The organism is Thiohalocapsa sp. ML1 (assembly GCF_001469165.1).
Classification (GTDB): Bacteria; Pseudomonadota; Gammaproteobacteria; order Chromatiales; family Chromatiaceae; genus Thiohalocapsa.
The window spans coordinates 20494-43032 of record NZ_JABX01000049.1; the positions used below are offsets into that span (position 1 = coordinate 20494).

At 67.9% G+C, this 22539-nt stretch carries 16 protein-coding genes; 4 read left to right on the forward strand and 12 right to left on the reverse strand.

The window, feature by feature from the left end:
* Positions 1–308: 308 nt before the first annotated feature.
* Both ML01_RS22565 and ML01_RS22570 read right to left on the reverse strand, forming a co-directional pair.
* A complete protein-coding gene (locus ML01_RS22565) occupies positions 309–3182 on the reverse strand; it encodes a valine--tRNA ligase (protein WP_058557650.1) in 2874 nt (957 codons plus the stop codon).
* A gap of 232 nt (positions 3183–3414) precedes the next feature.
* Positions 3415–4230: a DUF2887 domain-containing protein gene (locus tag ML01_RS22570; RefSeq protein ID WP_058557651.1), complete on the reverse strand. Its 816-nt coding sequence runs from the start codon at positions 4228–4230 to the stop codon at positions 3415–3417.
* 309 nt (positions 4231–4539) lie between these two features.
* Between ML01_RS22570 and ML01_RS22575 the strand changes: the two genes are divergently transcribed.
* On the forward strand, positions 4540–5202 hold the full coding sequence (locus tag ML01_RS22575) for a Crp/Fnr family transcriptional regulator (protein ID WP_162268086.1): 663 nt from the start codon (positions 4540–4542) through the stop codon (positions 5200–5202).
* A 453-nt stretch (positions 5203–5655) separates the two neighbouring features.
* Here the strand turns inward: ML01_RS22575 and ML01_RS29215 are convergent, their stop codons facing one another.
* The 4 genes from ML01_RS29215 to ML01_RS22590 form a co-directional block, all read right to left on the reverse strand.
* Positions 5656–5826, reverse strand: a complete 171-nt coding sequence (locus ML01_RS29215; protein WP_156427923.1) for a hypothetical protein — start codon at positions 5824–5826, stop codon at positions 5656–5658.
* A 45-nt stretch (positions 5827–5871) separates the two neighbouring features.
* Positions 5872–6504, reverse strand: coding sequence for a V-type ATP synthase subunit D (locus ML01_RS22580; protein ID WP_058557665.1), 633 nt, complete (start codon positions 6502–6504; stop codon positions 5872–5874).
* 306 nt (positions 6505–6810) lie between these two features.
* Positions 6811–8259 (reverse strand): deoxyribodipyrimidine photo-lyase, encoded by a 1449-nt coding sequence (locus tag ML01_RS22585; RefSeq protein WP_058557653.1) that lies wholly within the window; start codon positions 8257–8259, stop codon positions 6811–6813.
* Complete coding sequence (locus ML01_RS22590; RefSeq protein ID WP_058557654.1) at positions 8252–9157, reverse strand: hypothetical protein; 906 nt, start codon at positions 9155–9157, stop codon at positions 8252–8254. Before ML01_RS22590 ends, ML01_RS22585 begins: the two co-directional genes overlap by 8 nt.
* A gap of 395 nt (positions 9158–9552) precedes the next feature.
* Here ML01_RS22590 and ML01_RS27855 point away from each other — a divergent pair, with 395 nt between their 5' ends.
* Positions 9553–9855, forward strand: coding sequence for a GNAT family N-acetyltransferase (locus ML01_RS27855; RefSeq protein ID WP_162268087.1), 303 nt, complete (start codon positions 9553–9555; stop codon positions 9853–9855).
* 471 nt (positions 9856–10326) lie between these two features.
* Here the strand turns inward: ML01_RS27855 and ML01_RS22600 are convergent, their stop codons facing one another.
* Positions 10327–10560 carry a hypothetical protein gene (locus tag ML01_RS22600; protein ID WP_058557656.1) on the reverse strand — a complete coding sequence of 78 codons (234 nt, stop codon included), beginning with the start codon at positions 10558–10560 and terminating at the stop codon, positions 10327–10329.
* A gap of 44 nt (positions 10561–10604) precedes the next feature.
* Complete coding sequence (locus ML01_RS22605; protein WP_058557657.1) at positions 10605–11537, reverse strand: histone deacetylase family protein; 933 nt, start codon at positions 11535–11537, stop codon at positions 10605–10607.
* Positions 11538–11806: 269 nt separating this feature from the next.
* Between ML01_RS22605 and ML01_RS22610 the strand changes: the two genes are divergently transcribed.
* The gene (locus tag ML01_RS22610) at positions 11807–14488 is read left to right on the forward strand and encodes a bifunctional acetate--CoA ligase family protein/GNAT family N-acetyltransferase (protein ID WP_058557658.1); all 2682 of its coding nucleotides are present in this window, start codon (positions 11807–11809) and stop codon (positions 14486–14488) included.
* A 632-nt stretch (positions 14489–15120) separates the two neighbouring features.
* Here the strand turns inward: ML01_RS22610 and ML01_RS22615 are convergent.
* The 4 genes from ML01_RS22615 to ML01_RS22630 are packed head-to-tail and all read right to left on the reverse strand — an operon-like array spanning position 15121 to position 20843.
* Entirely contained in the window at positions 15121–16413 is a 1293-nt protein-coding gene (locus tag ML01_RS22615) for a M48 family metallopeptidase (RefSeq protein ID WP_058557659.1), read from the reverse strand.
* 6 nt (positions 16414–16419) lie between these two features.
* On the reverse strand, positions 16420–17601 hold the full coding sequence (locus ML01_RS22620; RefSeq protein WP_058557660.1) for a J domain-containing protein: 1182 nt from the start codon (positions 17599–17601) through the stop codon (positions 16420–16422).
* A gap of 12 nt (positions 17602–17613) precedes the next feature.
* The gene (locus ML01_RS22625; RefSeq protein ID WP_082674563.1) at positions 17614–19965 is read right to left on the reverse strand and encodes a polysaccharide biosynthesis tyrosine autokinase; all 2352 of its coding nucleotides are present in this window, start codon (positions 19963–19965) and stop codon (positions 17614–17616) included.
* Positions 19966–19979: 14 nt separating this feature from the next.
* Positions 19980–20843, reverse strand: coding sequence for a polysaccharide biosynthesis/export family protein (locus ML01_RS22630; protein WP_162268088.1), 864 nt, complete (start codon positions 20841–20843; stop codon positions 19980–19982).
* Positions 20844–21121: 278 nt separating this feature from the next.
* On the opposite strand from ML01_RS22630, the gene ML01_RS22635 reads away from it, so the two are divergent.
* A complete protein-coding gene (locus tag ML01_RS22635) occupies positions 21122–21949 on the forward strand; it encodes a tyrosine-protein phosphatase (protein WP_058557663.1) in 828 nt (275 codons plus the stop codon).
* The last annotated feature ends 590 nt before the right edge of the window (positions 21950–22539 follow it).

Sequence of the window (22539 nt, forward strand, 5' to 3'; positions counted from 1 at the left end):
GGCGATGCTGCGCCTAGGACCGACGAAAGCAACTACGAAACACGCGAAAAGCGCGAAAGCGCCGAAGCCGGTCAGGAGACGGTCCCCTTTCGCGTGTTTCGTGTACTTCGTAGTTCCAACAAATGCTTCATCGCGACTGGCTCCCACGCTCCAGCGTGGGAGCAAAGGCGGACGCTCCAGCGCCCCGAGCGCGCTGCGTTGGCGACGGCACCGGGGACACGCGGCGCTGGAGCGCCGGCGACACACTCCCACGCTGGAGCGTGGGAACGAGGCGGGAGCCGACTGAAGTCGGCGTACCCGGGGGAGGGTCACAGGCTCGCGATCTTGGTCTGCTGCGCGACGAGCTGGGCCAGCGCGGCGCCTTGGTCCGCGAGGCGCTCGCGCTCCTTGGCGACCACCGCGGCGGGGGCCTTGTCGACGAAGCTGGGGTTGCCGAGCTTGCCCTCGATGCGGGCGATGTCGGCGCGCAGGCGCGTGATCTCCTTCTCCAGCCGCTTAAGCTCGGCGTCCTTGTCGATGAGGCCGGCCATCGGGATCAGGAGCTTCATGTCGCCGACGAGGGCCATGGCGGACTCGGGGGCGGCGGCCTCGTCGTCGAGCACGGTGATGGATTCGGTGCGGGCGAGGAAGTCGAGGTAGGGCCGGGCGAGGTCGATCCACTGGCGGTCCTGCGCGCTCGCGTTCGCGATCAGCACGGGCAGGGGCTTGCCGGGCGGGATGTTCATCTCGCCCTTGATGCGGCGCACGCCGAGGATGAACTGCTGCACCCATTGCATCTCGGCGACGGCGTCCGGGTCCGCGGTGCCGGGGTCGGCGACGGGGTAGGGCGCGAGCATGATGGTGTCGCCGGTCACGCCGGCGAGCGGCGCCACCTTCTGCCAGATCTCCTCGGTGATGAAGGGCATGAAGGGGTGCGCGAGCCGCAGCAGGGTCTCCAGCGTCTGCACCAGGGTTTGGCGGGTGCCGCGCTTGGCGGCGTCGCTCGCGTGCGCGCCGGTGAGCACCGGCTTGGCCAGCTCCAGGTACCAGTCGCAGAACTGGTTCCAGGTGAATTCGTAGATGGCCTGGGCGGCGAGGTCGAAGCGATAGCCGTCGAGGGCCGTGCGCACCGCGGCGATGGTGCGGTGCAGCTCGGCGGTGATCCAGCGGTCGGCGGCGGAGAGGTCGATGTTTGTGCCGGCATCGTCGCGGGCAGTCGTCGCGGCTGAAGCCGCTCCCACGGGCGTCGCGGCTGAAGCCGCTCCCACGGTGACGTTCATCAGCACGTAGCGCGAGGCGTTCCAGAGCTTGTTGCAGAAGTTGCGATAGCCCTCGATGCGGCCGAGATCGAACTTGATGTCGCGCCCGGTGGTGGCGAGCGCCGCGAAGGTGAAGCGCAGCGCATCGGTGCCGAAGGCGGGGATGCCGTCCGGGAACTCCTTGCGCGTTTGCTTGGCGATCTTCTCGGCGAGCTGCGGCTGCATCATGCCGCGCGTGCGCTTCTCGACCAGGGGCTCCAGCTCAATGCCGTCGATGAGATCGATGGGGTCAAGCACGTTGCCCTTCGATTTGGACATCTTGTTGCCCTGGGCGTCGCGCACCAGGCCATGGATGTAGACGTCTCGAAAGGGTACGTCCCCCATGAACTTGAGCCCCATCATGATCATCCGGGCGACCCAGAAGAAGATGATGTCGAAGCCGGTGATGAGCACCGAGGTCGGGTAGAAGGCGCGCAGCCGGTCGGTGTCTTCCGGCCAGCCCAGGGTTGAAAAGGGCCAGAGCGCGGAGCTGAACCAGGTGTCGAGCACGTCCGGGTCCTGCTCCAGCGGAAAGTCCGCGGGTAGGCCGTGCTGGTCGCGGACCTCTTGTTCCGAGCGGCCGACGTAGATGTTGCCCTGGTCGTCGTACCAGGCCGGGATGCGATGGCCCCACCAGATCTGGCGGCTGATGCACCAGTCCTGGATGTTGCGCATCCACTCGAAGTAGGTGTTCTTCCAGTTGTCCGGCACGAAGCGGATGCGGCCCGTCTCCACCGCCTCGATGGCGGGCTCGGCGAGCGGGCCGATCTTCACGTACCACTGATCCGTGAGATAGGGCTCGATGACCGCGTTGGAGCGGTCGCCGCGCGGGACCATGAGCTTGTGGTCCTTGATGCCGGCGAGCAGCCCAAGGGCTTCGAGGTCCGCCACGATGCGCTTGCGGGCCTCATAGCGGTCGAGGCCGACGTAGGCGGCGGGGAGGAGCCCGTCCTCGTCCGGCTCGTTGGCGCGCACGGCCGCATCCGGCGTGAAGATGTTGATGAGCCCGCCGTGGGGCTGCTCGCTGATCTGGTTCTCGTCCCGATGCCGCAGCCACACCGCATGGTCGTTGAAGTCGTGCGCCGGCGTGATCTTGACGCAGCCGGTTCCGAATTCGGGGTCGGCGTGCTCGTCGGCGATGATCGGAATGCGCCGGCCGGTGAGCGGCAGCTCCACCAGCTCGCCGATCAGGTGCTTGTAGCGCGGGTCCTCCGGGTTCACGGCGACGGCGCAGTCGCCGAGCATGGTCTCGGGGCGCGTGGTGGAGACGGTGAGGCTGCCGGTGCCGTTGGTGAGCGGGTAGCGCATGTCCCACATGTGGCCGGCTTCTTCCTCGGACATCACCTCCAGGTCCGACACGGCGGTGTGCAGCACCGGGTCCCAGTTGACCAGCCGCTTGCCGCGGTAGATCAGGCCCTCCTCGAACAGCCGCACGAAGACCTCCTGCACCGCGGCGGACAGGCCCGCGTCCATCGTGAAGCGCTCGTGCTGCCAGTCCAGCGAGGAGCCCAGCCGCCGAAGCTGGCGCGTGATGGTGCCGCCGGACTCGGCCTTCCAGGTCCAGACGCGATCGATGAAGGCGTCGCGCCCCAAGTCGTGGCGGGTCTTGCCCGCGGCCTCCAATTGGCGCTCCACGACCATCTGCGTGGCGATGCCGGCGTGGTCCGTGCCTGGCTGCCAGAGCGTTTTGTCGCCGCACATGCGGTGGTAGCGGATCAGCGCGTCCATGAGCGTGTTGTTGAAGCCGTGGCCCATGTGCAGGCTGCCCGTCACGTTGGGCGGCGGGATCATGATGCAGTAGGCCGGGCCATCGCCGTTCAGCCGCGGTGCGAACCAGCCGGCGCGCTCCCAGCGCTGGTAGCACTCGGCTTCGAGGCGATGGGGGTCGTAGGTCTTCTCCAGCATGGCGGGGGCTCGCGGTGGTCGATGGGGCTGCAATGGACAACGACCGCCAGTATAGCGAACGGCCGTAAACGGATGTCGCGGTAGTGACGGCGCGGACTCGGCGCGAGGCCGCTTGCGCAGAATGCCCACGATACTTGGGGGGTCGCACAGGCCCCGCGTCTTGAGGATGGCGGGGAGTCCGGGGTGCGACGGAGGGTTAGATACTGCGGAGCTCAGGCGCCAAACGCAGCGCTCAATGCGACCCGGTCTGCCCCCCATGCACGGCCAGCCAGGTATCCAGCTCGACCGGCTCGGCGGCGTCGAGCACCGCCTCGGCAAGGGCACCACGCTGCTCGCTGGACAGGCTGCCCAGCCGCTCGCGCTGCTCGGCGGTCGGCTCGCCGACACGGCGGACGAGCAGTTTGAGCAACATGTCGATCTCGGCTGCCTTGCGGCCTTCCTCGCGGCCTTCCTCGCGGCCTTCGTCGAACACTTCTTGATAGAACCGAGTCTGCTTCAAGTCAGTCTGTGGCAGGTGCAGCATTCTGACGACCTCCTCGCGGGACAGGGTGGGAAACTTATAGACCAGGATGGTCTCCAGCAGGTCCAGTACGACCAGCCGCTCGGCGGACGGGAGCGACTCCGCGGCCAAGTCCCTAGCCTCGCGCGCGGCGGCGGCCTCATCGAGCACGATCAGCCGGGCCAGCCGCGCGCCGGTGCCGAGCCCCGGACGGCCGATCAGATCGATCAGGTAGACCCTCCGCAGCAGTCCGGCTTGCTCCAACGGGAGGTGGCTGGCGCCAGGGCCGACATCGAGCGCCGGCTCCGGATAGACCACGACGGCGACCCAAGGTTGATGGATGCGGTGACGGTAGAGGAACAAGAAGATCGACGCAAACCAGCGACCGTAGAAGCCCTTACGGCGCTGGAACTGGTTTTCGCTGCAGATGACCGGCAGATTCGGCCGGTTGATCACCGGTGCGAGCACGCCGTCGAGACGAAACGCCGTCTGCTTGACCTCGATGGACGCGAGCCCGTAGGCCACCTGCGGCGGTGGCAGCCCGGCCAACTCAAAGCCCGGCCAACTAAAACAGAGTCGCCGGGCGCTCTTGAAACAGGCGATACAGCAACGGATCGGTGTGCATCGGCAAAGGCTTTAGAAATCTGCGGTTACCAGGATCCTAACACCTTGGAACCGCGGCGGGCTCCGACGATCGTGCGGCCGGCGGGGTCACGGTCCGCGAGCTCAGGTCTTGCCTCTAGCGCAGCGGTGTCCGCGCCGCTGGCCGCACATCCTGTGGGCTGTCGCACAGGCAGGCGAATGACCACTTGTCGGCCGGGGTCGGCACCGCTAGCCTGTTCAAGCCAATCCCCCACCGTGCCGAGGCCCCATGCCATGCTGGACCGCGTGCCCCTGTTCGCCAACCTGGACGCGGCAGCACTGGACGAGCTGCAACAACACACCAAGCGCAAGCACTACCAAAAGCGCACCGTCATCATCGAGAAGGGGGACGAGTCCTCCACGCTTTACGTGCTCGCGAGCGGGCGCGCCAAGGTCTACATCGCCGACGACGCCGGCAAGGAGGTGGTGTTGCGCGAGCTTGGCCCCGGTGACCACTTCGGCGAGCTGGCGCTGCTCGGCGACTCGCCCCGCACCGCGTCGGTGATGTCGCTGACGGACTGCGAGGTGCTCGTGCTCACCGGGCCGGTGTTCAAGGAGTTTCTCGCGCACCATCCGGAAGTGGCGTTGCAGCTCATCTGCCATCTGGCCCGGCAGGTGGCGGACCTCACCGACACCGCGAGCGACATGGCGCTGCTGACAGTCTACGGCCGCGTCGCCAAGCTGCTCGCCGAGCATGCCGAAGAAGACGAGGTCGGCCGCCTAATCACCGCCCCGCTGACGCAGCAGGGCATCGCGGACCGCGTCGGTTGCTCGCGGGAGATGGTGAGCCGCATCCTGGGCGACCTGAAAACCGGCGGTTACATCTCAAGCGAGGGCAAGCGCTTCGTGCTGGAGCGCAAGCTGCCGGAGCGATGGTGATAGGTGACGATGGCGCCGAACGGCGTCAAGCCCGACAGGCGAGCCTCACCATGCTGCTGCGTTCTACTCAGCCGCCGCGGTCCTGAGCCGCCCGCGCTGTCGCCCCGCGCCGATGTTGCTCTCCTTGCCCACCTGGATGATCCACCTCCTCTCAGGCCGGCGGATTGGCGTCCTTGACTGGTAGATCGTTCGTTCGGCTCGGCCGTCTCGTTGGCCTTGTCCGGCGCCGTCGGCGGGCTGGTCGCTGACCTCTGCAAGAACCAGTACCAGGCGATGGCGCCGAAGATGGCGGCGAATTCTAGGAACTTGAGCGTGCGCAGCTCCATCGTGAGCCCTCCGATGGTGGTGGCAGCGGTCTGGGCAGGGCGTTGACGCCGCGCTCATCGGGACTGGCGTGTTGCCGGCAATGCAAGCTGCAATCAAGCCCTTGCGGGCGGGCTGCCCCGGCTGCTTTCAGCGCTCGGCGCTGTCCTGTCCGCCGGTGTCGCCCTCGTCGGCTTGCTCGTGCTTGGCTTCGCGCTCCTGCTTCAACCGCTTGAGCTTCGACATCTGCGAGAAGTAGAACCAGGCAACTGCACCGACGATGATGAGGAACTCAAGGCCCTTCAACGAGCTTGTGTCCATCGAATGGTCTCCGCTGAGTGGGTTTGGGAGGGGTGCCGGCCGCGATCAGCCCGCCGCCCGCTGTTGCTGCCGCTCGCGCAGCACTTTCACCTGGAACAACGTATTGCGCTCTTCTTCTTCCAGCGCGGACTGGATGAAGTGAATGGTTCGGCGGTACAGCGGGATGATGTTGTATTTGAGCGCGTTGACGCGTTTTTGTGCCTTGCGCTGCTCCTCCATCAGCCGGTGCAGCGCGATCTCCACCTCGCCTAGGCGGGCCAGCACGACGGCGGCGTCGGCGAGGCGCTCGCGGGTGTTGTCGAAGCTTGCATCGCTGCCGAGCAGGCCGACGGGCTCGATGGGCTTGCGCTCGGCGGTGACGGCCGGGTATTCGACGCCGAGGGAGCGCCGCGGCAGGATGTCGACGCGCAGCGCCGGCTGGGCGCCGAGGGCCGCCTGGTGCAGGCCGCGGCTGCCAAGGCGCAGATGCGTGATGCCGAGGCAGCGGTAGGCCTCCTCCAGCCCCTGGCGGCTCGCCTCGCGCAGGCGTCGGTACTCGCCGATGCGCTCGTAGACGAGGCGGGTCAGCAGCTCGCGCTTGCGCTCCAGCAGGTCGTGCCCCTCTTCGAGAAACTTCACCTGCTTCTTGAGCGACAGCAGCGTGTTCTTCGTCGGCGGAACCTTCAGGATCTGGGCCATGAGCATGTCTCGGGGGTGACGGCAAGGGGCTTCGGCGGCGGCCGGCGGCGGCTCGGGCGGCGGCTGACTCGGCGGACAGATTACTCCGCGGAGCCGTGGCGGACGATGGTCGGTGTCAACGCATGAGCGGGGCGGGCCGACTATTCCGACACGCGCCTCGGGGGCAAGCGGGCGAGATGGCGAAGGGCCGAGGGCCGAGGGCCGAGGAGGGCTCCGCTCCCGGCCCTTGCTTCACTTGCGACAACGAGCGGGTGCGCAACACCGCCCGTCCTTCACTTGGCGGGCTGCGGCGCAGCCCCCTCGGCGTCAGCGCGTCTGCTTGATCTGCTCGAAGGCCGCCAGCGCCTCGGCGCGCGAGGCCTTGAGGTCCACCACGGGTGCCGGGTAGTTGCGGCCGTGTGCGATGCCGACCAGTTCCAACAGGATGGGCTTCGCGCTCCAGGGCTGGTGGATCAGCCGGTCCGGCAGCGCGGCCAGCTCCGGGCACCAGCGGCGCACGTAGTGGCCCTCGGCGTCGAAGCGCTCGCCCTGCAGCACCGGGTTGAAGATGCGGAAGTAGGGCGCGGCATCGGCGCCGCTGCCCGCGGCCCATTGCCAGCCCTGGGTGTTGTTGGCGAGGTCGGCGTCCACCAGCGTGTCCCAGAACCAGCGCGCGCCCGCCTGCCAGGGCAGGCGCAGGTTCTTGGTCAGGAAGGACGCGACCACCATGCGTACGCGGTTGTGCATCCAGCCGGTGTGCCAGAGCTCGCGCATGCCGGCGTCGACGATGGGGATGCCGGTCTGACCGCGCTGCCAGGCGTGCAGCAGCGCGCCGTCGTCCTGCCGCCAGGGAAAAGCCGCAAACTTCGGGTTCAGCGGCTCCGTCGGCGCGTGCGGGAAGTGAAACAGCATCTGCACGCTGAATTCGCGCCAGCCCAGCTCACGCAGAAAGTGCCCGGCGCCGCCGTCCGTAACGCTGCCGGCGGCCTCGCGTACCGCGGCGAGCACCTGCCGCGGGCCGATCTCGCCCCAGTGCAGGTGCGGCGACAGGGCCGAGGTGCCGGGCTCGGCGGGGCGCTCGCGGGCGTCGGTGTAGTCGGCCACGCGCCCCGCGAGGAAGGCGAGGAGCCGCGCCTGGGCGCCCGCGGCTCCGGGTCGCCAGGCGTCCGCGAGGCCCTGGTCCCAGCGGATGCGCGGCAACAGGCCCAAGTCCGCGATGGGGAGCGAGCCCAGCGTGGGCGGCACCGGCGGCAGCGTTTGCGGGGCCGGCGTTGGGGTCGGCACCTCGGCCAGCCGCTCCACGCAGCGCTTCCAATAGGGGCTGAACACGCGATATGGCTCGCCTGCCTGGGTCTTGAGCGTCCAGGGCTCGAACAGCGCGGCGGCGTTGTGGCTCTCGCATCGAACGCCGTCGGCGCGCAGGGCCTGCTTGACCCGGGTGTCGCGGGCCACAGTGGCGGGCTCGTAGAGGCGGTTCCAGTGGCATTCCGCGGCGCCGGTGGCGTCGATGAGCGCGCGCAGTGACTCAAGCGAGTCACCGCGGGCGACGATGAGCCTGGAGCCGGCGTCGGCCAGCCCGTCGGCCAGCGCCGTCAGTGCATGGTGCAGCCACCAGCGCGAGGCGCCGCCGGGCTGCCACGGTGCCTCCTCGTCCGGGGCGTGGATGTAGACGGGGATGACCCGCTCGCAGCGCGCGCGTGCCGCGGCCAGCGCCGGGTTGTCGGCGAGCCGCAGATCGCGGCGGAACCAGACGATGGCCGTTGCGGCATTAGGCATCGGAACCTCGTTGGGTGCCTTGTCCGGAGCGGGTGTGATGGCGGGCTTGGAGCGATCTCGGCGGTTGGCACGGACCGCTCGTTGGGCAAGCCGACAATCGGGTCCGCCGCCGGGCGAGCCAAGCCACAGCCGGGAGCAGCAGTGCATAAGGCGCCGGCGCGGGCACCAGCGCGGGCAAGTCGAAGGGACCGGTTCGGAGCAGGATGCTGCCGAGTGTGAAGTCCGCGCGGGCGCTGCCCGTGTTGTCGCCGAGGTAGAGCATGTTCGGCGTATCGTACGGGTCCGGCAAGGGACTCGCGGGCGAGTAGTCGCGGGTGAGCCCGGTCAGGATCTCAATGCCGTCCGCGAGCAGGAAGTATTTGCTGTTGAGAATCAGCAGCTCGTAGTCGATCAGCTTCGGCGTCGTATCGAAGTCTTTGACGTATTCCGCTTGGGTAAAGCTCGGGCCGCTCTGCGCCCAGATGCGGTTCTCCCAGAAGCCGAGCTCGATGCCGAGTACGTCCATGCCGAGCAGGATGACGCTGAAGCCGGCGCGGTTGTGACTTGAGTGATTCTCGGCGTGGATCTGGAGCTGGAAGGAGAGATTGAACCCGTCGGCGGGGTTGAGCGCGGGAAAGCTTGAATTGACCGGAAACCAGTTGAAGAAATACCAGTGGTTGAAGTAGCCCGCGGCGCCCGCTCCAGATGTGTTCATGCGGACGCCGGTTCCTGCCACGACGTTCTGGGGCGGGGCAGGCGGGTTCAAGAGGGAGTCGTCCATGTAGACGAGCCAGGGCTGGTTCTGCGGCAGGTTGTTCTGTTTGCCGTCGTAGAGGAGGATCTCGGCGGACCGGGCGAAGGCCGAGAACAAAACCAGCGTTGCCGCCAGCGCAAACCGGCGGAGGAGCAGGGTGGGCATTTGGGGTTTCTCCTGAGGATGATCGCGCCGGATTCTCGGGGATCGGCCCCCGGGACTCAATCGATTCCGCGGCTTTTCCTTGGCGCTGTAAGGGCGCTGCAAGGGCGCTGCAAGTATTGATGTCGCAAGGTCACGGGCTTGACCTCGGCCGCTCGGCCCGATCCTCTGTCGCAACGGAGCACGAATGGACACCGACCACATCGACATCGTCGAGGCCCGTCTCGACGACCCCACCCACGCGCGGGCGCTGCTAACCGTGCTCGACGCCTACGCGGCCGACCCCATGGGCGCCGGCCGGCCGCTTTCGCCTGCGGTGCGGGAGCGGCTGATCCCGGCGCTGCGGGAGGTGCCGGGTGCGTGGCAACTGCTCGCGTTCGAGGGCGACGAGCCCATTGGTGCTGCGGTCTGTTTCACGGGCTTCTCGACCTTCCGCGCACTGCCGCAGGGGGCCGCTCACGAACATTCACGACTTCGCCGTGCTCGCGCCCTGGCGCCGCCGCGGCGTCGGCCGGCGCTTGCTCGGTGCCGTGGCGGCCGAGGCGCGCCGGCGCGGCCACTGCAAGCTGACGCTGGAGGTGCGCGACGACAATCCCGGTGCCGCCGCGCTCTATCGTGGGCTCGGCTTCGGTGCCGGGGAGGGCGACGGGCGGGCGGTGCAGTATCTCTTTATGGAGAAACGCTTGGTTTCAAGCCCCTAGAGTGCTTGACGGCGCCGAATGCTTGCAGATGAGTCAAGTTTCACGACGACAAGGCGCTTGCAGGCAAAAGGGCCGAGGGCCGAGGGCCAAGGGAGCCCGCCTCGGCCCTTGGCCCTTGGCCCGATGCGCCGACGAGCGGGCTGCGCAAGACGAGGCGCCGTGCCCTGGTCGGTCTGAGGCTCTGCCTCGCTAGCCCCTTGACTGGCGTGTGACTGGCGTGTGACTGGAGTGTTGACCTCCAGGTCAACACGGCGACAAAGCGGGATGCACTGATGTTCGAGTCCCTAGCCGAGCTGGAGGTCGGCTCTCCGGCCGGGCGATTCCCGAGTTGCAGTCAAGTTTCATGGCGACAAGGGCGACAAGGCGCTAGGGGCATAAGGGCCGAGGGCCGAGGGAGCCCTCCTCGGCCCTCGGCCCTCGGCCCTCGGCGATTGCGATGAGAACGACGCGTCGGTCTGAGGCGAAGCCTCGCTAGGGTTGGGAAGCCTGCTCGCGGCGGTGGTTGACGGTCTTGAAGAGCTTGCGGGCGACGTAGGCGGCGTATTCCTCGACGTTGTCGTAGCCGAAGTCCATGGCGATGCCGGCGAGGGCGTCCATGGCCGCCCGCAGCCGGGCGATCTCCTCCAGCGAGCGGCCGCAGGTGACGCAGCGCTCGCCGTTGTCGCGGCAGGCGTCTTTGCCTTGGCAGGGTTGGAAGCGGGCCACGGGGCTGTCCGATGGAGTCGAGCGGTTCATGATGCTGTTCGCCGTCAGCCGTGGCCGATCAGCTCGTCGATGTGCACGGCGACGCTGCGCCCGAGGGCGGACAGGTTGTAGCCGCCCTCCAGGCAGGAGACGATGCGCCCGCCGGCGTGGCGCTCCGCGAGCTCGTGCAACTGCTTGGTGATCCAGGCGTAGTCCGGCTCGCGCAGGTTGAAGTGCGCCATGTCGTCCTCGGCGTGGCCGTCGAAGCCGGCGGAGATCATCACGAGCTGCGGTGCGAAGGCGTCGAGGCGCTCGAGCCAGCGCGCCTGCACCGCGGCGCGGAAGGCGGCGCCGTCGGTGCGCGCCGGCAGCGGGATGTTGATGACGTTTGGCGCCTTGCAGTCGGCGCCGGTGCCCGGATAAAACGGGTGCTGAAAGCTCGAGCAAAAGAGCACGCGCTCGTCGTCGGCGAAGATGTCCTCGGTGCCGTTGCCGTGGTGGACGTCGAAGTCGATGATCGCGACCCGCTCGATGCCGTGCTCGGCCATGGCGTGCGCGGCGCCGACGGCGACGTTGTTGAAGAAGCAGAAGCCCATGGCCGCCTTGCGCTCGGCATGGTGGCCGGGCGGGCGTACCGCGCAGAAGGCCGCATGATGGCGCTCGCCCATGACGAGGTCCACGGCGTAGGCCGTCCCGCCCGCTGCACGCAGCGCCGCGTCGAGCGTGCAGCAGTTCATGGCGGTGTCGCCGTCCACCCAGACCAGCACGTCGTCGGCCTTCGGCGCGGCCTCGCAGAGCATGTCCACGTAGCTCGGGTCGTGCACGCGCAAGAGTTGTTCGCGCGCCGCCTTCGGCGCGTCATAATGCGTGACCAGCATTTCGAGCCCGGCGGCGATCATGCGGTCGCCGATGGCGTGCAGCCGCTCCGGCACCTCCACGTGGTGGGCGCCCATCTTGTGCTGTCGGCAGTCGTCGTGGGAGATGAAGGCGAGATTCATCAAGGGGCCCCGTGGTGAGTCGTGTTGCCTGACCGGCCGCGCTGCGCGTCGGCCGCCGTGGTTGCGGCGCTTGGTCCCGCGGGCAGCGAGCCTGCGGACATGCTGCCGGCTGATCATCACGGCAAGCGACGGCGGCGTCGACCCTTGCCGCTTGCCGCGAGCGGAGATTCAAGCGCCGCATGCCGCTAATCGATACCGCAGCGCTTCCCCGGGGCGCAACCGTTTTGTCACAAGCTTAATGCCTTTTTTGCCCGGGAGGGCAAGCACCGATGCGGCTGTCTGATGTCGACCAGTTGTTCGTGCCCGACGCGGTGGCCGTATTCGGCGCCAGCGAGCAGGCGGATTCGCTCGGTGCCACCGTGTTCCGCAACCTGCTTGCAGGTGGCTTCAAGGGCCAGGCGTACGCGATCAACCCGAAGTACCAGGAGGTGCAGGGCCGCCCGTGCTGGCCGCATCTGGCGGCGCTGGACAAGCACGTGGACTTGGCGCTCATCGCCACGCCGGCGGAGACGGTGCCGGGGATACTGGATCAGTGCGGCGGCTTCGGCGTGCGGGCGGCGGTGGTGCACTCGGCGGGCTTCGCCGAGAACGATGCGCGCGGCTTGGTGCTGCAGGAGCGCATGGTGGAGGCCGCGCGGCGCAACCGCATCCGGGTGCTGGGGCCGAACTGCCTCGGCATCATGCGCCCGTCCAATGGGCTCAATGCCGCCTTCGGCCCCGAGCTCGCGCGCGACGGCCGCGTCGCGCTGGTGTCGCAGTCCGGCGCTGTGTGCAGCGCGATGCTGGACTGGGCGGGCCCGCGGCGGCTCGGCTATTCCGCGGTGGTGTCGCTTGGCGCCGCGGCGGACGTGGACTTCGGCGATATCCTGGACTACCTGGCGCTGGACCCGAAGACGCAGAGCATCCTGCTCTACGTGGAGGGCATCCGCGATGCGCGGCGGTTCATGAGCGGGCTGCGCGCGGCGGCGCGCTTGAAGCCCGTGGTGGTCGTGAAGGCGGGCCGGCATCCGGCGGGCTCGCGGGCGGCGCTGTCGCACACGGGCGCCTGGGTTGGTTCCTCGGAGGTCTTCTCGGCGGCGATGGAGCGCTCCGGCGCCGTGCAGGTGCGCCGACTCTGGCAGCTCTTCGCCGCGGCGCAGGTGTTCGGCGCCGGGCGCCGGCTCACGGGCAACCGCATCGCCATCATCACCAACGGCGGCGGCCCCGGCGTGCTGGCCGCGGACCGGGCGGTGGAGCGGGGGCTGACGCTGGCTAAGCTCGGCGACACCACCCGTGCGGCGCTGGAGGCGGCGCTGCCGAAACACTGGTCGCACAACAACCCCGTGGATGTCATCGGCGACGCCGGCGAGGACCGCTACCAAGCGGCCGTGGAGGCCTGCATCGCGGACGAGAACGTCGACGGCGTGTTGGTGTTGCTGGTGCCGGTCGCGGACTGCGGCGACCCGACCGCCAGCGCCGAGGTGGTCATCGCCGCCGCCAAGAAGACGAAGAAGCCCTTGCTGACCTGCTGGATGGGCCAGGCCAGCGTCGCCGAGGCGCACCGGCTGTTCTCGGAGGCGGGTGTGCCGCACTTCGAGTCGCCGGAGGTGGCCGTCGATGCCATGTCCTACCTCGCCGAGCACAATCGCAACCAGAAGCTCCTGGTGCAGTCGCCCGGACCCTTGTCGCAGCAGAGCGCGCCGGACGTTGAAGGCGCGCGGCTCATCATCGAGAGCGTCATGGCCGAGGGGCGCAAGACCTTGGGCACCATCGAGGCGAAGGCGATCCTGTCCGCGTTTCGCGTCCCCACCACGCAGGCGGTGCTCGCGCGCAGCCCCAACGAGGCGCTGATGGCGGCGGAGGCGCTCGGCTTTCCGGTGGTCATGAAGATCAACTCGCCGGACTTGGAGCACAAGTCCGACGTGGACGGCGTGCGGCTCGGCCTGAATGATGCGCAGACCATCCGCCGCGCCTACACCGACCTCACCGACCGCGCCGCAAAGCTGCGGCCCGAGGCGCGCATCGAGGGCGTGACGGTGGAGCACATGGTGCCGGCGCGGGCCGCCCGGGAGCTGATGGTAGGCGTGGCGCGGGACCCGGTGTTCGGCCCCGTCATCAGCTTCGGCGCCGGCGGCACGGACATGGAGCTGATGCTCGACCGAGCGCTCGGGCTGCCGCCGCTGAACAGCTTCATCATCCAGACCATGATTGCGCACACGCGGGTCGCCCGGCTCATGGGCGCCTACAGCAACAAACCGCCGATGAACCGCCAGGCGCTGGCGCGCATCCTGCAGCGGGTGTCCGAGATGGTCTGCGAGCTGCCGGAGATCATCGGCATGGAGGTCAATCCGCTGATCGGCAATGACTTGGAGGTCATCGCGGTGGATGCGCGCATCCGCGTGGACTACCGCCCGCCACAGCAGTCGCTATACGGGCACATGTCGATCCACCCCTATCCGCAGCACCTGATCGAGCACGTGCCGCTGCCGGACGGCACGGACCTGACGATTCGGCCCATCCGCCCGGAGGACGCCGAGATGGAGCAGGCGTTCGTCCGCGGGTTGTCGGAGCAGACGAAGTACTTCCGCTTCATGCAGGCCATCAAGGAACTGTCGCCGGAGATGCTGGTGCGCTTCACGCAGATCGACTACGACCGCGAGATGGCCCTCATCGGCGTCATCGCTGAGGACGGCAGCGAGTTGCAGGTAGGCGTCGCCCGCTACATGACCAGGCCGGGCGGCGACACCTGCGAGTTCGCCATCGTCGTCGCCGACAAGGTGCGCAGCCGCGGCATCGGCTCGCGGCTGATGCGCTCGCTGATGCAGAACGCCCGCGCCAAGGGCCTGCGCATCATGGAGGGCGAGGTACTCACCGCCAACACCCGCATGCTGGCGCTGATGAAGTCACTCGGCTTCCGCATCGAGACGGATCGCAACGATCCGAGCGTGAAGCTGGTGACGAAGGTGCTTTAGCGCAGCGGTGAACCAAGGGCCGAGGGCCGAGGGCCGAGGGCCGAGGGCCAAGGCAGGGTTCCCTCGGCCCTCGGCCCTCGGCCCTGCCCCGGGGGTGTTCGCCTCAGACCGACGAGAGTGCCCATCGCTAATCGAAATCGAAATTGCAGTGGGAACATCGAGCAATGCTCTTTCTTCCTTTGCGGCTCTGCGTCTCTGCGCGAGTTTCTTCTTAGTGAAGACTCAGAAATAAGGTGTACAACTTCTTCTAACTACCAAAAACACGAAACACACGAAAAGGTCGGCGGGTGGCCGAGCATTTTTCGCGCTTTTCGCGTGTTTCGTAGTTCCTTTTCAGTCGTCGATGCCCTCGGCTTTGGCGACACAGGTGTTTGAGTTGTTTTTGAACCGTCACTTATCGTCGTTCTGCGCGGCGCTTTTCTTGCCGCATCGCTACGGGTTTCGACATCTTCTGGGAGGCCGCACCCGAGTGGGAGCCGACCGGGATGTCGGCTCTCCGGCCCGGCCCGGCCCGGCTATGCGTCGGAATCGGGATCGGTTGGCACTCGGTTCGATTTCGATAGCGATGGACACGAATTGTCGGTCTGAGACTCTGCCTCGCTAGTCTCTTTGTCGCGCCTTTGCATCCCGGGTCAAGGATTGCGCACCGCATCGGCGCCGTCCTCCGCGTCGTCGCCGTCGGCGCGCTGGATGCGCAGCGCGTCGAACCACAGCGCGCCATCCATCGCGAGCTCAAAATTGTGCTTGCCGGCGGACACGAGACGCAAGTCCTGCGTGTCGCAGTTGCGCGCGGGCACGTCGAAGTCGATGGAGAAATCCCCCCACGGCGCGGGACCGCGAAAGACCCGGCTCTCGCCGAGCAGCGCGTTGCCCTCGCCGTGGCACTGGACGCGCCAGCGCACGCCGCCTTCCGTCTCCAATCGATCCACGCGCGCGACGCCGGTCAGCCGATAGCGGCCGGGTTGCAGGAACAGGCGCTGGCCCAGATGCGCGAAGCGATCATCGAAGCTGCTGAAGCGCACCAGCAGCGATTTTGAGCCGGCGGTGCCGAGCGTGCGCAGCGGTCGAATGGTCAACTGCTTGTGTGGCCTCGCTTGCCAGGCGAACCCGGAGTTGCCGAGGGGCAGCTCGAAGCCGCCGTTGAACACGAGGCCGAGCTGCTCGCGCGCGGCAGGCTCCAAGCCGTTCAGCCATGCGAGGTAGGCCTCGGCGGCAAAACCATCGCGCAGCAGTCGGTTTTGGTAGGCGATGCGCTCTGCCGCAGTGATGTCATCCGCGCCCGCTTGGCGGCGCAGCGCCAGCAGATAGCGCACGACCTCTGTGCTGGCAGCGCGGTTCGCGGCGTAACCGAAGAATCCGGGCCACCACATGGGCGCCTCGAGCGCGATGGGCTCGAGCAGCCCGCGCAGCGCAGGGTCCTCCGCGAGCCGAAGCATGACCGGGAGGTTCTCCTGCCTGATGCGGCCATTCGCCGACATGGCCTTGCTCAGGTGCCGCAACGCGGTTGCGGGATCGCCGCGCTGATCCCAATGCAGCGCCAGCCGCTGCTGGATGCGCGGATCGACCGGTTTCAGACGGTCGGCAAGCTGCATTAGCGCATCGGCCTCTTCCGCGCGGCCAGAGTCGAAATAGAGCGCTGCCACGGCGACCAGCGGGTAGGGGTCGGTCGGATTGGCGGCATAGGCACGGGCGAAGCGGTCCAGCGCGGCCTGGCGGTCCTCCCCCACCTCGCGCAGGCCCTCCTGGTACAGGACGCGCGGATGATCGGGCTGCCATCGGAGCAGTTGTGGCAGCGCGTCCGCATCCCCGCGCGCCAACCGCTGCGCGTAATGGGCAGCGAGCCCGTGGGTGAGGATCTGCCAGGAGAGAAAGGCTGCTATGGCCAACAGCAGGAGCCGCCACAGCGTCACGCTTACCTTGGTCACGTCCGTTTAATCGTCCTGGATCTGAAGCCTATGTATGCGGTAGTCGGCGGCCACAGGGATCAGCTCCAGCTCGACGGTGCCGTTGCGGCCCTGTGCCTGTCCGCCGGATTGGGGTCCCGTGCTGATGAGAATGCGCCCGCGACCGTTGATGCGGCCATCCGCGGCGCTGTGCCACTGCATGTCATCGAGTGTGAGCCAGAGCGGGTCCGCAGTCCGGACCGGCCGGGGCTGATTCGGCGATATCAGCGAGCGTAGCTGCTCCGGGCCGAGGGGGAAGCTCTCGGCGCACAGTGCGGCGAGCTTGGCCACATCGCCGCGGCGGACGGCGATCTGCAGCTCGTTGACGATGCGCGCACCGATCTCGGCCGCATCCACGCGTGCTTGGCGGGCCTCTGCCATCGCAGCCGGGCCGGCGGTCGCCGGGAGCAACGCCGGCGCAGGCGCAGAGGATAGCGTCGCGGCGGCAGCTTGGGGCAACCGCTCGACGGGCTGGAGATAGCGCGGTCTCGGCGGCTGCGTCGGCTCCGGCAGCGTGGCCAACCGCAGCGGGCGCGCCGGCTCGAAGGCCCAGAGGCCGATGCCCAGCGCGGCGAGCACAACGCCGGTGGCGCCGAGCACAAGGGCCGTGCGCCACGCCGCGCGCGCCGGCCGCGCGTGCGCCGGTGCGTCTGCTGCGTGGATGGGAACCCGATGGGGTCCGTAGAAGTCGCGCGGATCGCTCACGCGGATTCGGGCCTTGGCGCCGGGCTGCCGGAGGTTGAAGCTCGGCCCGCGGTTGGGGTCGGACAACGCCTTGTAGGCCAGATTGATGCGGCGCGAGCAGGCCAAATCCGCAGCCGTGGCGTCGGGCAGCCGATCCGGATGGAACAGCTTGATCAGAAACAGATAGTGCTCCCTGATCAGGGTGTGTGACGCGCGCGGCGACACGCCGAGGGCACGGTAATAGGTGGTGGCGGGGTCGAGGAGGACATGGCGGGCGAAGAACCGGGCGGAGGCTTCCAGCTCTTCCGGTGAGCTGCCGAGTGCCAGCGCCGTCGCGTCGATGTGCAGGGGCGACAGTGCGGAGCCCAGGGCGGAGAACTGCTCGGAGAACCCCGCCGGCAAGGGAAAAGCGCCATCCGCGAGGTGGCCGTAGGCAAGGGGATCGCGATAGTAGTCGAGCGCCAGCTCGACCAGCGGCGGAATCATGGCGGCGCGGGGTCAGGCGTCGGCCTTCTCGGGAAGCTGCGCGTCGCGGCCCTTGCCGCCGTAGCTATAGAGGTAGTTGTAGCTGTAACCGTAGCCGTATCCATACCCGTAGCCGTAACCCTGGCCCGAGCGGCCCACCTTGGTGAGCACGGCGCCGATGACGCGGGCATTGGCCTGCTGGAGGCGGCGGATTGCACCGTCGATATCGTGCTTGCGCGTCTGGCCCGGCTCGGCGACGAAGATGGTCGCGCGGGACAGGTTGGCCAGCACTAGTGCATCCGCAAGCCCGATGACCGGCGGGCCGTCGATGATGACGTGATCGAAACGCTCCACGGCAAGGCTCAGCAGGTCCGCCATCTTGGGTGTCGACAATAGCTCCACCGGGTTCGGCGGCAGCGGACCGCTGGTGATGCTGAACAGGTTCTTCACCATGGTCGGCTGCGCGATCTCCGCCGGGTCGGCGTCGCCGGCCAAGTGATTGGTCAGGCCTTGGGCGTTCGGCAGTGAGAACACGCGGTGCAGGGACGGATTGCGCAGATCGCCGTCGATCAGCAGCACCTTGCCGCCCGCCTGGGCAAAGGCGATGGCCGTGCTGACCGCCGTGGTGGTCTTGCCCTCCGTAGGGCTGGCGCTGGTGAAGTGCAGAATCCTGGGCGCTCCCTCGGAGGTCGAGAACAAGAGCGAGGTGCGCAGCGAGCGCACCGCCTCGGCCACGGCGCTCTTCGGGTCGCGGAACGCGATGAGCGGAACCTCCACGTCGATGAGCCCATGCTCGCGCGGCGAGGCATAGGGCACCAGGCTTAGCACTGGGGCGCCGACGCGGCGCTCGACGTCATCGCTGGCCTTGACGCTGTCGTCCAGCATTTCGAGCAGGAAGGCCAGGCCCACGCCGCAGAACAGACCGAGCGCGATGGCGATGGCCAGGTTCTTGGACAGGCTCGGCTTGTAAGCCGCGAGGGGCACCTGGGCGGCATCCACGACGGAGATGTTGTTCTCGCCGACGCCGGCGGCGACGCCGACCTCCTTCATGCGCTGGAGCAGGCCGTCGTAGAGCTCGCGGTTGGTCTCGACCTCCCGGCGCAAGGTCTCGTAGTCCGTGCTGCGATCCTGCATGGCCAAGGCCTCATCTTTAAGCTCGCCGAGGCGTTGACGGATGGACTGCTCCTCGCGGAGCTTCGCCTGATACTCGGCCCTGACGGATGCGCCGATGGCCGCGGTCTCGCGGCCCAACTCGGTGCGCAGCTCGTCGATCTGCCGCTGGAGCTGCTGCATCTTCGGGTAGCCGGGCTTGTAGACCTGCAGATTCTCCTCGTAGGTCGCCTGCAGCTCGCTCAGGCGCTTCTTGAAGGATTGAATAACCTCGCTGTCCTGCACGCCCGGCGCGCCGCCGTCTGTTGCCGCCTGAAACTCCTGCCACGTGGCCTCGGCCGCGAAACGCTGCGCCTCTGCCTTGACCAGGGTGTCGTTCATGGTCCGCAGCTTGGTGAGGATGGTCTCCAGGCGGTCGTCCAGATTGACGATCTCGCGCTCGCGGGCGTACGCGACAAAGCGCCGTTCCGAGTCCTCCAGAGACACGCGCATGCGGTCGAGCTGGTCTTGCAGGAACTCCTTGGCGTAAGAGGATGCGTCGTAGCGCCGCTCCAGATTCATGCTGATGAAGTTGGCGGCGATGGCGTTCGCGACCGCCGCCGCTTCCTCCGGGCTGGGGCTCTCGAAGGAGACGCGGACCAGTCGGGAATCCGGGACTGGATCAACCGTCAGGCTGTCGAGAAACAGGCGTTCTTCCGCCATGCGCTGCGCCAGCTCCGGATCGGCCGGAACTGCATCGGCCTCGTCGCTGCCGCCGGTGAGGGACGTGATGGCGCCCTTGATGGCCGCCTTGACGTCGCTCGCGAAAGACGGCTCGTCCGCTTCCTCGTCCTCGATGGTGCTTAGCCCGACCAGGTCGATGACGCGCCGCGCCAAGGTGCGGCTGCGCAGCAGCTCGTATTGTGTGGAATAGAACTCCTGGTCGCCGAACCAGCTTCGCTCCTCCGCCGAGACGCTGCCGTATTCGACCACCTTGTTGGCGCTGCGATCGATCTGCAGCAGCGCCGTGCTGCGATAGATGGGCGTCGCGTTGAACGTGGCGACCAGCGCCAGTACCGTCGCAATGAGCACCACCAGCAGGATCGTCGCCCGCCGGCGCATGAGCAGGCGCCAATACTCGCGCAAATCGATGATGTCGTCATCGGCGGCCTGATCCGCAGCTCCCCCCGCAGGGTAAAACCTGCCTGGCGGGCCCGCGCCGGCCCAAGGCGCAACGGCGCTCCTTGACGCAGCAGCAGCAGCGTCCGCGGCCGGAACCGGTACGTGGTCAGTCATGTCGGGCTCGGGGCTCAGTACAGCAGCGGATTGAAGTTGACGAACCCGCGCAGGGTATCGCGCACGTCCTCAAAGAATACACGCGAGCCCGACTTCGGCACGACAATCTTGTCTTCCGCCGCGAGCATGGGATCGTTGAGCTCGCCTTGCTGGATCTTCTTCAAGTCGACGACATAGGCATCGACCCCGGCCGGCGATGTTCCTGTCCTGAACACGATAACTTGCTCTTCTTTGGCGCGTCGCGTGGTCCCGCCCGCTAAAGCAATGCCCTCAAGCAAGGTCGTGCGACCGCGTATCGGGAAGACGCCGGGTTTATTCACCTCGCCCGCAATGGAAACCTCCAGATTGGCGAACTCCGACACGAACACGGCAACCTGCGGGTCCTGTAAATGGTCCTGCGCCAGCGCAGCGGCGATGCGTCGCTCGGCCTCGCCCGTGTTGAGCCCGGCGACGAGTACCATGCCTACCAGCGGCAGGCTGATGCCGCCGGCGTCGTTCACCCGCACAGTGGTGTTCAGCTCGTCAGCCTGAAAGACCTTGATATCGATAACATCGCCCGGCGTAATGCGATGGATTGCCCCGACGTCGACGTTGCGCGGGACACCGACCACCGCAGGCACGAGATTCTCCGACGGAACCTCGCCACGGGTTGCAAGCTCCGTCGGACCGGAACCCGGCAGGGGTTGCGCATCGCGAACGGCACCGCCGCCGGCGCAGCCGGCAAGCAGCGCGACGGCAGCCAGAACGACGAGCGGAGATTGACTGAGCATGACGGGTCGGGGCACGGCGGGAATGTAAGCGCTGGAATGATGCCGAACGTCGGCGGCGGTGACAACAGGCAAACAAAAGGGCAGGGGCACGGTCAGCGCTTTCGGCAACGTTCGGCGGCATTTCTCGACGCGTCGAGGGCGGCGGGCGTCCCGCGCGACGCCGGCCGGTTCGCGTTCGGCTCGGTGCCCTGGACTTTGAGCTGCTGCCGGCCGGGCGCGGACCGGCAAGTTGCGGTGCGCCACGGCGCGCGGCCTCGGAATTCCGCCCATGAGCCCCCATCAACTTGCCCCGAGGCGGACCGGCGAGCCAAACCCCCTGCCGGGTCCGTCATCCGCCGCCCCGAACGCTGTCGGAGACCATCAGGAGACCTTCAGGAGACCGTCAATTGATCGACCTGCACTGCCACATGCTCCCCGGCATCGACGACGGCGCCGGCGATCTGGACACGGCGCTGGCCATGGCCCGCATCGCGGTGGCGGACGGCATCGCGGTCACCGCCTGCACGCCGCACATCTATCCGGGGCTCTACGAAAACACCGCCCCAGGCATCGCAGCCGCCGTTGATGCGTTGCGCGCTGCGCTTGCGGAGGCCGACATCGGTTTGCAGCTCACCTTTGGTGCGGACATCCAGATCGTGCCGGAGCTGCTTGCCGGTCTGCGCCGCGGAACCCACCCAACGCTCCATGGCTCGCGGTACTTCCTGTTCGAGCCGCCCCACCACACGGTGCCCGTGCGCTTTGCCGAGACCCTCTTCGACACCCTGGCCGCCGGCTATACGCCCATCATCACCCATCCCGAGCGCCTCACCTGGCTGGACGACGAGCACTACGGCTGGTTCCTGGACGCGGCTGCCGACGGCGCCTGGATTCAGCTCACCGCCGGAGCGCTGACGGGCGATTTCGGACGCCGCGCGCGCTACTGGAGCGAGCGCATGCTGGACGACGGCGTCGTGCATATACTGGCCACGGATGCGCATGACCCGCATCATCGCCCGCCGATCATGTCCGCGGGTCGCGATGCCGCGGCGCAGTGGGTGGGCGCCGAAGAAGCCGAGCGTCTGGTCGATGATCGCCCCCGGGCGGTGCTCGCGGACCAGCCCAGCAACAGCGTCCTGCCGCCTCCTGCACGCCGGGGCGAGGTCCCAGCGAGCCGGCGCGGCAAGGAGCGCCGCGGCTGGTTCAGTCGGCTCTTCTCCAGCGCCGAGGTTGATTGAGGCCGCGCTCTGATCCCCTCGCGACACCGCTCCAGCGGTGTCGCGCCGCGAAGGGCGCTCTGCGCCCTGGTGCGTTGACGCGCGGGAGCGGCGGCGACTCGACAGCGACCCACTTGCCCGACCGGAGCCGGGCCGGAGAGCCGACCTCCTGGTCGGCTCGGTCCTCGCGCCCTGAGTGCATCTCGCTCTGTCGCCGTGTTGACCTGGAGGTCAACACTCCAGTCAGCACGCCAGTCAACACTCCGGTCAGCACTCCAATCAACGCACCAGAAGCACTTGCGCGCCCGGAGCCGGGCCGGAGCCGGGCCGGAGAGCCGACCTCCTGGTCGGCTCGGTACTCGCGCCCTGAGTGCATCCCGCTCTGTCGCCGTGTTGAACTGGAGGTCAACACTCCAGTCAACACGCCAGTCAACGCTCCAGTCAACGCACCAGAAGCACTTGCGCGCCCGGAGCCGGGCCGGAGCCCGGCCGGAGAGCCGACCTCCTGGTCGGCTCGGCACTCGCGACCGCATCCCGCTCTGTCGCCGTGTTGACCTGGAGGTCAACACTCCAGTCAACACTCCAGTCAACGCACCAGAAGCACTTGCCCG